General features: G+C 60.7%; 11 protein-coding genes. 6 read left to right on the plus strand and 5 right to left on the minus strand.

The genetic code is table 11. From position 1 onward, the window contains the following. Position 1: 1 nt before the first annotated feature. From ACIQ1A_RS05835 to ACIQ1A_RS05855, 5 genes are all read right to left on the minus strand, one after another. Positions 2-1384 (minus strand): MFS transporter, encoded by a 1383-nt coding sequence (locus tag ACIQ1A_RS05835; protein ID WP_395770131.1) that lies wholly within the window; start codon positions 1382-1384, stop codon positions 2-4. 193 nt (positions 1385-1577) lie between these two features. Next, a complete protein-coding gene (locus tag ACIQ1A_RS05840; RefSeq protein WP_395770132.1) occupies positions 1578-3464 on the minus strand; it encodes an autotransporter domain-containing protein in 1887 nt (628 codons plus the stop codon). A 150-nt stretch (positions 3465-3614) separates the two neighbouring features. Continuing rightward, positions 3615-4151, minus strand: coding sequence for a DUF2062 domain-containing protein (locus ACIQ1A_RS05845; RefSeq protein ID WP_395770133.1), 537 nt, complete (start codon positions 4149-4151; stop codon positions 3615-3617). After that, a complete protein-coding gene (gene mnmG, locus ACIQ1A_RS05850) occupies positions 4151-6031 on the minus strand; it encodes a tRNA uridine-5-carboxymethylaminomethyl(34) synthesis enzyme MnmG (protein WP_395770134.1) in 1881 nt (626 codons plus the stop codon). The genes ACIQ1A_RS05845 and mnmG overlap by 1 nt, the downstream gene beginning before the upstream one ends. Positions 6032-6088: 57 nt before the next feature. After that, positions 6089-6859, minus strand: coding sequence for a hypothetical protein (locus ACIQ1A_RS05855; protein WP_395770135.1), 771 nt, complete (start codon positions 6857-6859; stop codon positions 6089-6091). Positions 6860-6963: 104 nt separating this feature from the next. On the opposite strand from ACIQ1A_RS05855, the gene ACIQ1A_RS05860 reads away from it, so the two are divergent. The 6 genes from ACIQ1A_RS05860 to ACIQ1A_RS05885 all read left to right on the plus strand — a co-directional run bounded on the left by ACIQ1A_RS05860 (position 6964) and on the right by ACIQ1A_RS05885 (position 12143). After that, a complete protein-coding gene (locus ACIQ1A_RS05860) occupies positions 6964-7899 on the plus strand; it encodes a DMT family transporter (protein ID WP_395770136.1) in 936 nt (311 codons plus the stop codon). Further along, the gene (locus ACIQ1A_RS05865; protein ID WP_395770137.1) at positions 7896-8807 is read left to right on the plus strand and encodes a threonine/serine dehydratase; all 912 of its coding nucleotides are present in this window, start codon (positions 7896-7898) and stop codon (positions 8805-8807) included. The genes ACIQ1A_RS05860 and ACIQ1A_RS05865 overlap by 4 nt, the downstream gene beginning before the upstream one ends. A 94-nt stretch (positions 8808-8901) precedes the next feature. After that, positions 8902-9447 (plus strand): hypothetical protein, encoded by a 546-nt coding sequence (locus tag ACIQ1A_RS05870; RefSeq protein ID WP_395770138.1) that lies wholly within the window; start codon positions 8902-8904, stop codon positions 9445-9447. A gap of 32 nt (positions 9448-9479) precedes the next feature. Next, positions 9480-9941, plus strand: a complete 462-nt coding sequence (locus tag ACIQ1A_RS05875; protein ID WP_395770139.1) for a DUF2846 domain-containing protein — start codon at positions 9480-9482, stop codon at positions 9939-9941. 150 nt (positions 9942-10091) lie between these two features. Continuing rightward, the gene (fabV, locus tag ACIQ1A_RS05880) at positions 10092-11294 is read left to right on the plus strand and encodes an enoyl-ACP reductase FabV (protein ID WP_395770140.1); all 1203 of its coding nucleotides are present in this window, start codon (positions 10092-10094) and stop codon (positions 11292-11294) included. A gap of 3 nt (positions 11295-11297) precedes the next feature. Continuing rightward, positions 11298-12143 carry an alpha/beta fold hydrolase gene (locus tag ACIQ1A_RS05885; RefSeq protein WP_395770141.1) on the plus strand — a complete coding sequence of 282 codons (846 nt, stop codon included), beginning with the start codon at positions 11298-11300 and terminating at the stop codon, positions 12141-12143. Positions 12144-12164 lie beyond the last annotated feature (21 nt).

Below are 12164 nucleotides of genomic sequence, written 5' to 3' on the forward strand. Positions count from 1 at the left end.
ATCAGTTCCCGCCGACCTGGATGGCCTGGGTTTCGCTCCGGTTGTCCTGCACGAAATAGACCAGCAGGCCGCCGATCAGCAGCGACAGACCGGCCACGGTCATCGCGTTGATGGTCTGCGGTCCGATCAGGCGGTAAGCGGCGTTGACGCCGCCGAGTGCGGCCGCGATCTGCGGCAGCACGATGAACATGTTGAACAGTCCCATCATGACGCCCATCTTCTTGGGATCGACCGCGCTCGACAGCAGCGCGTACGGCATCGAAAGGATGCTGGCCCAGGCCACGCCGATCAGTGCGAACGACCATTTCAATTGCGACGGATCGGTGATGTAGAACATGGACAGGAAACCGATTCCGCCGAGCGTCAGCGACAGGAAATGCACCAGCCGGCAGTTGAGCCGGAAGCGCGCCGCGTAGAAGCTCAGCAGCAGGGCGACCGCCATCGAAGACAGTCCGTACACGCCCATGGCCGAGCCGACTTGGTCGGCGGCGTTCTGGAAGGCGGCATTGGCGCTCTGGAAGGCCTGAGCCTGGGCGGCCACGGCCATGTCGAAGGCCGCCGGATCCGGTGCGGGCGCTTTGAAAACGTGTTCGGTCAGGGCAGGCGTCGCCATCGACCACATGGTGAAAAAGGCAAACCAGCTGAAAAACTGCACGATACCGATTTTCAGCATCTGTGGCGGCATGTGGCGGATATAGTGCAGGATATCGCCGAAAATATTGCCCTTGGACGATTCATCGCGGAAGCGCGCCATATCCTCCGGCGGGTATTCATCCGTAGTGAACACGGTAATCAAGATACTGACCAAGAATACAAAGGCACCGATGGCGAAGGCGATTTTGACCGAATCAGGCACCACGCCCGGCCCGGCTTCATTGGAAACGCCCATCTGGTTCACCAGCCAAGGCAGATTGCTGGCGACCCAGGTGCCGATGCCGATGATCAATGTCTGCAGGACGAATCCGTAGGAGCGTTGCTGTTCCGGCAGCTTGTCGGCAACCAAGGCGCGGAACGGCTCCATGCTGATGTTGATCGATGCGTCCAGAATCCACAAAAAGCCTGCGGCCATCCACAGCGTAGAGGAATACGGCATGAAGAACAGCGCGATGGAACTGAGCACTGCGCCGATCAGGAAATAGGGGCGGCGGCGTCCGAAGCGCGGGTGCCAGGTGCGGTCACTCATATAGCCGATGATCGGCTGCACCAGGAGTCCGGTCAGCGGAGCTGCAATCCACAGCAAGGGCAATGCATCTTTATCGGCACCCAGGGTCTGGAAGATGCGCGACATGAAGCCGCCCTGCAGTGCGAAACCGAACTGGATGCCGAGGAAGCCGAACGACATGTTCCAGATCTGCCAAAACGATAAACGCGGTTGTGCGCCCATGCCACCCTCTCTCTGTGTATTTTTATGGTTGTTGCAATCGTACTTGCATTCGACTGTTTTTCATACCCTACCCGAAGCGCATGCGGGCATTGGATTGCCGGACGTCTGAATACGTATGCACGTACTTCAATTCGCACAGGCAATGAAAAACCCCGCCGGAGCGGGGTTGTTCAACGGTGTTGCCGGTGAATGATCAGAACGTTTTGCGGATGCCGATGCTGATGCTGTCGTTATCCTGCACATCGTTGCCGGTACGGGCACGGTAGCTGATGTAGCCGTCGAAGCCTTCACCGAAACTCATGCTGGCACCGACATTCCAGTCGAGGTAGCTGTCGTCGCCCGGGGCGAAACCCGGCAGGCTGAAGTTGGCCGGCAGGTTGGCAGTACCGCCGCGGACGAACACTTGGTCGGTATTGCTTTCATTGACCCAGGCCACGCGGGCGAACGGCTTGAAGCTGTCGAACGCGCCGGAGAACTGGTAACCGACGGAGGTCAGGTTGCTGTCGCGGCTGAAGGAATCGAAACGCATGGCAGTGCTGCTGGAGCCTTCGACATATCCTTCGACATCGGACTGCGTGGTTTCAAGGCCGGCGAACGGGCCGTGGGTGAAGCTGTCGCCTTTGAACACATAGCCCACTTCCAAGGTGCCGGACTGCTGGCTGATGGCGGTGCTGCCGGTTTCCTTGCGCACGCTGGACAGCAGGTCGATATTGCGGGTGATGTCCATGTCGGTGCTGCCGCCGCTGAGGCCGATGCGGCCGTACAGGCCGTTCACTTCGTATTGGCCGAAAACACCGAACAGGATGCCGCTGCCATCGAAGGATCCGAGGCTTCCGGCATTGGCCGAGCTGTTACCGATGGTGGCGGCGACACCGAAGGTGGCGTTCTCGCTCATGCGATAGGTGGCGCCGACGTTCAGGCTGGTCGAATCAGCGTCGAGGGCGGGCGTAAAGTCCGAGCCATCGATGTTCTGCTGGCCGAACTGCACCGAGGTGAAGCCGCGCACTTTGCCGACTTCGCTACCGGCGGCCCATTCCGAATCCAGGGCGTCGCTGATGGCGGTGTTGTGTGCGAAAGCGGACTGCATGGCCACTTCCGGTGCCAGCGAAACCACGCCCGGGGCGCTGATGGTGGCGTACACGATGTTGCCGAGCAGGGCATGCGCGCGGCCGCCCGGGTGGATGCCGTCGGCGAACAGGTAGGTGCTGCTGATCGGTTGCGTCGGATAGCCCGAAGCAGCCGGGCCGCAAGCCAGCGATGAGGCCGGGCAGGCGACGCCGGTGGTGTTGGTGAAACCGAACGCCGCAGGATTGGCCAGCACTTCGTTGATGATGGCGTAGGTATCAATCGCGACGATGCCGTCCTGCAGGGTGGCGAGTCCGCCATTGAAGTTCAGGTTATAAATTGTTGCGAGCGCCGAGGCGCCTGCGGATTGCGAGGGGGAAACCAGATTGGCCGGGGTCTTGCCCAGGTCCGGCAGGTTGAATACCACGATGGTATTGGCGCCGGCGGCTTGCAGTGCCGCAATCTGACCGATGGCGGTTTGACCGGCTTGGGTCGCATAGGCTTGGGCGATCAAAGGGTTCGAGTAAAGCGTGGACAGTCCGGCGCCGGTCAGCAGGTCATTGGCGCCGGCCCAGTAGGTGTAAAGCGCATTCGGATCGGCAACGCCACCGTTGGCGGCCAGATGCGTACCGATCTGCGTGCTGAGTGAGAAGTTGCCCGGAGAATTGCCGCACACGAAGGTGCCGATCAAACCGGAAACCGCGGTGGCGCTGCCGTTGCTGATGGCGCAGGCGCCGCCGTAGGCGTAGTTGCTGTTGCCGCTGGTGCCCGGAATCAGGGGCGAGTTGTTGCTCTGCGCGCCGATACCCAGCAGCACCGAGAGGTTCTGCGAGTAGGTGCCGTCCGGATTGGTGGTGAAGCTGCTGCCGGCAGGCAGACCGCTGATGGTGCCAACATTGCCGGCATCGGTCAGGCTGTCGCCGAAGCTGACGATTTTGCTGAACTGTTGGGCTTGGGCGGCACCGCTGGTGGTGATGGCGAGGGCGAGCGCAACGGAAAGATGGGATAAACGCATGGAGTGTCTCTCTCTATATTGAAGTGTGTTCCAGTGTGACCCGCGTTGGCTGATGACAATCAGGCTGGCACGGCCCATACCCGTGCGCATTGACGCCGGGCAGTGAGCCTACATTAATACAATATTTACATCATGGCTAGTGTAAAAGCCCTAATTTTCGGCTTTTGGCCGCATGGCGCGGGTCAGTCGGTGCCGCCGGAAGCGCCGGGCTTCGTAACGGCCGAACAGCCACAGGCCGTGAAGACAGACGGCAGTCAGCAATCCCAAGGTCAAACCCCCGAGCACCAGCGCTACGGCGCCATCGAAAATGGCTTGCCGGGGCGGCAGTTGCAGCAGCCGAACCAGTCCGGTTCCGATGCCGTAGGCGGCCAGATAGATCGGCCCGGCCGTCAAGGGATTGGTGATCATCTGCAGCCCGATCATCAGGGTGAGGTTGGCGCGTCCGAACCATGCGGCGATGAAGGCGATTACGATCTGGGCACCATAGGTCGGCAGATAGGCCAACAGGCTGCCGAGATAGATGGCGCGCACCACCGGTGCATCCTTGAATGACCAAAGATAGGGCCGGCGACGGGCAAAATCCGCGAAGCGGCTCAGTATCGGATAACGATGGATGGTGGCACGGCGCGGCAGCGGTTTCAGCCAGCGGCGGATGCGGCGTCGGCGTTGGCGCCAACGCTGTTCCATCAGGCGGCGCGTTGGCGTTTCTTGAGCTGGATCAGCAACAAGGAAATCGCGGCGGGGGTCATGCCGGGGATGCGCTGGGCTTGGCCGATGGTTTCCGGTTTGACCTGGGTGAGCTTGCTCTGCAATTCATTGGATAGACCCGGAATGCCGGTGAAGCGGAAATCAGCCGGAAATGCAGTGTTTTCCTGGTCTTTCTGGCGGGCGATATCGTCGTTTTGGCGGCTCAGATAACCGGCGTACTTGACCGAAATCTCGACCTGCTCCGCCACTTTCGCCGATGCCGACGGCGGCCCGAATTCCGGGATGGCGGTCAGGCCGGCATAAGTCACTTCCGGGCGTTTGAGCAAATCACGGGCGGAGCCCTCGCGCGTCAGTGCGTTGCCGGTCGCCTGTTCAAAGGCTTTGGCCAGCGCATGCCCGGGTGCGACCCACAGGTTCTGCAGGCGTGCGCTCTCCGTTTCAACCGCATCCATTTTGTTGCTGAAGATCTGCCAGCGGCGCTCATCGACCAGACCGAGCTCGCGCCCGGCCGGCGTCAAACGCGCATCGGCGTTGTCCTCGCGCAGCTGCAGACGATATTCGGCGCGCGAGGTGAACATGCGGTAGGGTTCGGTGGTGCCGTGGGTGATCAGGTCGTCGATCAGTACCCCGATGTAGGCTTCATCCCGGCGCGGTGACCAGCCCGCCAGTCCGGCGGCTGAACGCGCGGCATTGAGCCCGGCAATGAGTCCCTGTGCGGCGGCTTCTTCGTAGCCGGTGGTGCCGTTGATCTGGCCGGCGAAAAATAGACCGGCTACGGCTTTGGTTTCCAGGGATGCGCCGAGGCCGCGCGGATCGAAGTAATCGTATTCGATGGCGTAACCGGGCCGGGTGATGTGGGCGTTTTCGAAGCCGCGGATCGAGTGCACCAGTGCCAGCTGGACATCGAAGGGCAGCGAAGTGGAAATGCCGTTCGGATAGATTTCGTGGGTTTCCAGACCTTCCGGCTCGATGAAAATCTGATGTGAGGATTTATCGGCGAAGCGCACGATCTTGTCTTCGATCGATGGGCAATAGCGCGGACCGATGCCCTCGATGACGCCCGAATACATCGGCGAACGGTCAAGGCCGCCGCGGATGATGTCGTGCGTGCGTTCATTGGTATGGGTGATCCAGCAGCTGACCTGCGTCGGGTGTTCGTGCCCGCTGGCCAGATAGCTGAACGAAGGAATCGGTTGATCGCCGGCTTGCTCTTCGAAAACCGAATAGTCCAGGCTGCGGCCGTCGATGCGCGGCGGGGTGCCGGTTTTCAGACGATCGACCCGGAACGGGCCTTCACGCAGGCGTTCGGCCAATCGACTGGCCGGCGGATCGCCGGCCCGTCCGCCGGCATGGTTGGTGAGCCCGACATGGATTTTACCGGCGAGAAAGGTCCCGGCGGTCAGGACAATGGCGCGCGCATCGAAACGCAGACCGCTTTGGGTAATCACCGCCACGGCGCGGCCGTTTTCGATGACGATGTCGTCGACCGCCTGTTGGAACAATTGCAGATTCGGCTGCGATTCAACGGTCTTGCGGATGAAGGCTTTGTACAGCGCACGATCGGCCTGAGCGCGCGTGGCGCGCACCGCCGGACCTTTGGAGGCATTGAGCGTGCGCCAGTGGATGCCGGCATGATCGGCGGCGATGGCCATGATGCCGCCGAGCGCGTCGATTTCCTTGACCAGATGGCCTTTGCCGATGCCACCGATGGCCGGATTGCAGCTCATCGCGCCGACGGTTTCGATGTTGTGGGTCAGCAGCAAGGTACGCGCACCGGCGCGCGCCGACGCCAAGGCGGCCTCGGTGCCGGCGTGGCCGCCGCCGATCACAATCACATCAAAGGCTTGCGCGCTGTTCATAGGTCGCTATTTTCACCGATTTCCGCAAAAACACCAAACCCGCGGCGTTTCGCGTGCTCAGGGATCCCGGTCGTCGTTCTTGCTGGCACGCTCCTGGCGGGCCGGACGTGGTGCCGGTTCCGGTCGTGAGCGGGCCTCAGACTGAGGACGGGTTGCCCGTGTCGGCGCGGCTTGGTTGCTTGCACGCGCCTGCGGTTCGCGTGCAAGTCGTTGGCTGCGCGGGTTTTGCAGTGGCAAAGCCTCCGCATCGGTCCGAGGGCTTTGATCCGAAATCTGCGCCCGCCGTGGGCGATCGGTGTTGCTGAGGGTGCCGGCTTGTACCGGATTCTGAGCAACAGTGGTCATGGCTGCTACCGGTACCGCGACCGTTGCCGTCCGTCGCACGCGCGGCTGCCAGCCCGGTCCAGGTCGCACCGGACCATCGCGGTCCACAATCGGATCTCCCGGTTTCGGTGGCTTGGGCGGTTTCGGTCCGTTATCGTTTTTCGGCGGTTTCGGATGATACGGGCGGTGTCCACCGTGATACGGGTAGTACCCGTAACAGTTGGAATACCAGCAACTGCCGTAGGGCGAGTAGCCGTAGTAATAGGGGCTACCGAAAAAGAAATTGAAGCTGAAATTGATCGTCGGCCGGTACGGGCTGTAGTAGTACTGGCCGTAATCACTGTAATAGGTGTTGTCACTGCTGAAGTAGCCGTTGTCGCCGCCACCGCTGTAGCCGTTGTTGGGCGATGAGAAATAGCCTTCATCGGCATACTGCTCGGTCACAGTGACGCAGCCGCTCAGCGTCAGGGCGGCCACGGCAAGCATCGGAAGGCGAAGGTTCATGCGGTCAATCTCCACGGTTCAGTCCAGTTTAGGCCAGTGCTGTGAATAAATGCTGAATTCAAGGACAATGGCTCAGGAATTTTCCGTGGATGTTCGGAGTGGACATGTTGCATCAGGCCTCAGGGCGTTGGAAACTCGGTTTGCTGTTGGCGCTGGTCACCGCGGCCTGCTGGGCGACGCTGCCGGTGGCCCTGAAGGTGAGTCTGAGCGTACTCGATCCGATGACCCTGACCTGGTTCCGCTTCGCGTTCGCCGCGGTGTTCATGGGCTTGTGGTTATTGGGCAAGCGCCGGATGGCGGTCTTCGGGAGCTTGCAGCCCAAACAATGGCGTTGGTTGCTGCTGGCCACGGTGTTGCTGATCGGCAATTACATCGGCTATCTGCTCGGGGTGAAATACACCTCGCCTGGCAATGCCCAGCTGCTGATTCAGCTGGCGCCGCTGTTGATGGCGCTCGGCGGGGTGTTCATCTTCCGCGAGCGTTTCGTGTGGGGACAATGGCTGGGGCTGCTGATCATCGTGCTGGGTCTGGGCCTGTTCTTCCGTGATCAGTTCGCCGGCGGCCTGGTCACCGGCCACAACTATCTGCTCGGTTCCGCCATCGTCGGTGCCGCCGCGCTGTCGTGGGCGGCCTACGCATTGATGCAGAAACAACTTCTGTTGAAGCTGTCTTCGCAGCATATCCTCGCGGTAATCTATCTGTTTTCGGCGCTGCTGCTCTGGCCGTTTGCTCATCCGTCGATGCTGGCCAATCTCGATGCCCTGCATTGGGCGCTGCTGCTGTTCTGCGCTTTGAACACTCTGGTGGCCTATGGCGCCTTCGCCGAAGCCTTGGAACATTGGCAGGCCTCGCGGGTGTCTGCGGTATTGGCGACCACGCCGATGCTGTGTCTGGGCGTAGTGGCGCTGGTGCATGCGCTCTGGCCTGAGGCGGTGGCTTCCGAGCATGTCGGCCTGCTTGGCTTCATCGGTGCCGCGCTGGTGGTGATTGGCTCGGCACTGAGCAGTCTGCTCGGTCAGAAACCGGAGGAAAAAACATGATTGCCCATGACGACATCCTTGCCGCCGCATCGCGCATCGCGCCTTATGCGCTGCATACGCCGGTGAAATCATCCGCGGCGCTGGATGCCTTGTCGGGCGCATCGCTGTTTTTTAAATGCGAGAACCTGCAGATCGGCGGCGCGTTTAAATTCCGCGGTGCGGTCAATGCGGTGTTCGCTCTGGACCAGGCCGCCGCTGAACGCGGGGTGATTACGCACTCTTCCGGCAATCATGGCGCGGCGCTGGCGCGTGCCGCGAAGCTGCGCGGTATCGTCGCGCATGTGGTGGTGCCCGAAGGGGCGGTGCCCTCGAAACTGGACGCCATGCGTGCTGCCGGCGCCATCGTGCACCGCTGCGCACCCACCCAGGCCGCGCGCGAAGCGATGACCCGCAATCTCATCGCCGAAACCGGCGCCACGCTGGTGCATCCGTATGAAGACCCGCAGGTGATGGCCGGACAAGGCACCGCGACCTTGGAACTGCTGGATGAAGTGCCCGCTTTGGAGGCGGTCATCGCACCGATCGGCGGCGGCGGTTTGATTGCTGGAACCGCCATTGCACTGGATCCGGTGGATATTCCTTTGTATGGCGTGGAGCCGGAAGGCGCAGCCGACACACTCGCTTCGCTTTTGGCCGCAGAGCGCATCACCCACTTGGTGCCGGACACCATCTGCGACGGCTTGCGCGCGGTGGTCGGTGTGCCCAACTTCGCCATCATTGCCGAACACGTGCTGCAGGTGTTGACCGTGTCCGATATGCAATGCCGCGCGGCACAGGCTTTGGCCGCCGAGCATCTGGGCATGGTCATCGAGCCCAGCAGCGCAACGGTGTTGGCGGCGGTGCTGGCCAGTCCCGAGTTGTTTGCCGGCAAGCGCGTCGGCCTTATTTTGACCGGCGGGAACGTCTGATCAGTTTTTCAGCACTTGCGCCGCGCGATCTGGAATTGAATTGACACTGACGGAGCAGCCCTGAATAATTGCCCGAATGCTCAGGGAAAAAAGCATGTTTCGAGGAATTCTGTTCGCAGTGCTGTCGGCGCTTGCTATGCCGGGCTTCGCCCAGCAGGACGCACCGGCAAGCACGCCATCGCCGGTGATGCTGTTGCCGGCCAAAACGCCCTTGATTCTTGCGTTTGCCGACGAGGTCTCCTCCAAGACAGCGGTCAAAAACGGCGAAATCCGCTTCAAACTGGCGGAAGATTTGCTGATTGGCGATGCCGTGATCATTCCCAAAGACACGCCGGCAATGGGTGAAGTCGTGCATGTGCAGAAGTCCGGTTTCGGCGGTCGAGGAGGAGAACTCATCCTTGCCGCACGTTACATCACTTACCACGACCAACGCATCGCATTGCGTTCGCTGAAACCACTGGCAGGGCCGTATGCCGGAAAAAACAATTCCGATGCAGCTCTGGCGGTCAGCATGATTCCCTATGCCGGGCTGGTTTCGCTGTTCATTACCGGCGGCGAAATCGTCATTCCGGCCGGCACGCGCGCGCTGGCTCTGATCACTAACGATACGTCAATCCCTGCTGTCCCCGAATCCCACTAATCCACCCCTAACCCCAACCCCACGAGAACATCATGAAATCATTCAATATCGCTCTTATGCTCGCTGCTTCCGCGTTCATGGCTCCGGTTTCCGCTCAAGAAGCCGCGCCGGCCGCCGTGACCGCTCCGGATGCTGTCAGCGTCGCCATCGGCGCTCCGGAGGCCGGTAAGGCACTGGTCGTATTCTTCCGTCCAAGCGCATTCAAGGGTGCCGCCATCGGCTTCATCGTCCGTGAGGGTGAAACCGAACTCGGCAAGCTCCGTAACGGCAATTTCTTTACCTTGCAGGTTGCTCCGGGCAAACACGATTACACCGTGCATTCGGAAGCCAAGGATGTCACCACCATTGAAGCCGAAGAAGGTGAAACCTATTTCCTGTCCGGTGAAATCAACATGGGCTTCATGGCCGGTCGGCCGAATCTGTCACCCTCCGATCTGGAAGGGTTCAAGGCAGCCTTTCCGAAGCTGAAGAAATCCAAACCGCTGGAAGACTGAGCGGCAAATGCACGCAACAGAACGGACCCGCATTGGCGGGTCCGTTTTTTTATGGAGAGGATCAGGAATTCAAACACCTGTTGGCTGATGCGCGTTTTATAATGAATTCCCGACGTTCACGGTCACTTCCGGCCGAATCAGGACAAAGCCATGATCATCACCCCGAAAACCCGCGGCTTCATCTGCACCACCACCCACCCGACCGGTTGCGCCGTGCATGTCGCCGAACAGATTGCGGTGGTCAAGGAAAACGGCGTCATCGATGGCGGTCCGAAGAAGGTGTTGGTCATCGGCGCTTCCACCGGCTACGGTCTGGCCTCGCGTATTACCGCCGCCTTCGGTTCCGGTGCCGCCACGCTCGGTGTGTTTCTGGAAAAGCCGGCCAGTGAATCCAAGCCGGGCAGCGCCGGCTGGTACAACTCGGCGGCGTTCGAGCAGGCCGCGCATGCTGAAGGTTTGTATGCCAAGAGCGTAAACGGCGATGCCTTTTCGCATGAGATGCGCGCCAAGGTCATCGACATCATCAAAGCCGATCTCGGCCAGATCGACATGGTGGTCTATTCGCTGGCCTCGCCGGTGCGCAGACTGCCGGACAGCGGCGAGCTGGTGCGTTCGGCGCTGAAGCCGATCGGCGCGCCGTATCAATCGACCGCCATCGACACCAGCAAGGATGTCATCATCCATGCCGAAGTGGAGCCGGCTACCGAGGAAGAAATCGCCAATACCGTCACCGTCATGGGCGGCGAGGATTGGGAATTGTGGATGGATGCCCTGCAAGCCGCCGGCGTCTTGGCCGATGGCGTGAAAACAGTTTCGTACAGTTATATCGGCACTGAAATCACCTGGCCGATTTACTGGCACGGTGCGCTGGGCAAGGCCAAGGAAGACATGGACCGTGCCGCCGCCGCACTGCGAGCGAAACTTGCGCCGGTCAAGGGCAGCGCCAATGTCGCTGTGCTGAAATCGGTGGTGACCCAGGCCTCAGCCGCGATTCCGGTAATGCCGCTGTACATCTCCATCTGCTTCCGGGTGATGAAACAGCTCGGTCTGCATGAAGGCCCTATCGAGCAGATCGACCGCATGTTCCGCACCGAACTTTACGGTGTCGGCAACGACCGCGACGACCAGCAGCGCATCCGTATGGACGACTGGGAGCTGCGCGAGGAAGTACAGCACGCCGTGAAACTGATCTGGCCGACGGTGACCACCGCCAATTTGTTCGAACACACCGATTACGCCAGCTACAAGGCCGAGTTCCTGAAACTGTTCGGCTTCGGCATCTCCGGCGTCGATTACGCGGCCGATGTCGATCCGGTAGTGCCATTTGCGGTCGTGGATCTGGCCGGCCATTAAAGCGTGAATCCGTCCGACTGGCAGCAGGGCGGGACGGCATTCGATTGGCAGGGCTTCCGCCTGTTCGTGCGCCGTGGCGGCGCAGGAAAGCCCTTATTGCTGATTCACGGTTTTCCCACGTCCAGCTTTGACTGGGCCGCGATGTGGCCGGCGCTGAGTGCAGCTTATTCATTGCACGCCCTGGATATGCTGGGCTTTGGTCTGTCGGATAAGCCGGAAGCATTTCCCTACAGTCTTTCAGCTTCGGCGGATCAATGGCAGGACTATGTACTTTCGCAAGGTCTGCGCGAAGTGGACGTCGTGGCGCATGACTATGGCGATACGGTGCTGCAGGAATTGCTGGCGCGCCAGAATGAAGGCAGAATGCCGTTCCGCATTCAGCGCGCCACCTTCTTGAATGGCGGCTTGTTTCCGGAAGCGACATTTCCCATTTTGATGCAGAAACTGTTGCTCGGACCGCTCGGACCAGTGGTTGCGCGATTGTCGAGTTTCAGCCGTTTCCGTGCCAGCATGCGGTCCATCGCGGGCGCACCCTTGGCGGAACAGGAGCTGCAATGGCACTGGCAATTGCTTTCGCGGGCGAATGGCCGTGCAGTGATGCCGAAAATCATTCAATACATCCGTGAACGCCAACGTCATCGCGAGCGTTGGACCGGCGCTCTGCAGCAGGCGGGCATTCCTCTGCACTTGATTGTCGGTGAACGCGACCCGATTTCGGGTAAGACCATCGCCGAGCGCTGGCAGACCTTGCTACCGAATTCGCCGATAACACGGCTTGAACCTGTGGGCCATTACCCGCAATGGGAAGCGCCCGAGCGTGTGCTTGCCGCGATGGATACGACAGCGTGATTCAAAGCGGTGGCAGCCCCT

The organism is Arenimonas sp. (assembly GCF_044353605.1).
In the GTDB taxonomy this organism is placed as follows: Bacteria; Pseudomonadota; Gammaproteobacteria; order Xanthomonadales; family Xanthomonadaceae; genus Arenimonas.

What these genes read in the sequence shown, in the direction of transcription:
- fabV (WP_395770140.1), top strand. Translation starts at nt 10,092, where the DNA reads ATGATCATCACCCCGAAAACCCGCGGCTTCATCTGCACCACCACCCAC.
- ACIQ1A_RS05860 (WP_395770136.1), top strand. Translation starts at nt 6,964, where the DNA reads ATGTTGCATCAGGCCTCAGGGCGTTGGAAACTCGGTTTGCTGTTGGCG.
- ACIQ1A_RS05835 (WP_395770131.1), bottom strand. Translation starts at nt 1,384, where the DNA reads ATGGGCGCACAACCGCGTTTATCGTTTTGGCAGATCTGGAACATGTCG.
- ACIQ1A_RS05875 (WP_395770139.1), top strand. Translation starts at nt 9,480, where the DNA reads ATGAAATCATTCAATATCGCTCTTATGCTCGCTGCTTCCGCGTTCATG.
- ACIQ1A_RS05840 (WP_395770132.1), bottom strand. Translation starts at nt 3,464, where the DNA reads ATGCGTTTATCCCATCTTTCCGTTGCGCTCGCCCTCGCCATCACCACC.
- ACIQ1A_RS05865 (WP_395770137.1), top strand. Translation starts at nt 7,896, where the DNA reads ATGATTGCCCATGACGACATCCTTGCCGCCGCATCGCGCATCGCGCCT.
- ACIQ1A_RS05845 (WP_395770133.1), bottom strand. Translation starts at nt 4,151, where the DNA reads ATGGAACAGCGTTGGCGCCAACGCCGACGCCGCATCCGCCGCTGGCTG.
- ACIQ1A_RS05855 (WP_395770135.1), bottom strand. Translation starts at nt 6,859, where the DNA reads ATGAACCTTCGCCTTCCGATGCTTGCCGTGGCCGCCCTGACGCTGAGC.
- mnmG (WP_395770134.1), bottom strand. Translation starts at nt 6,031, where the DNA reads ATGAACAGCGCGCAAGCCTTTGATGTGATTGTGATCGGCGGCGGCCAC.
- ACIQ1A_RS05870 (WP_395770138.1), top strand. Translation starts at nt 8,902, where the DNA reads ATGTTTCGAGGAATTCTGTTCGCAGTGCTGTCGGCGCTTGCTATGCCG.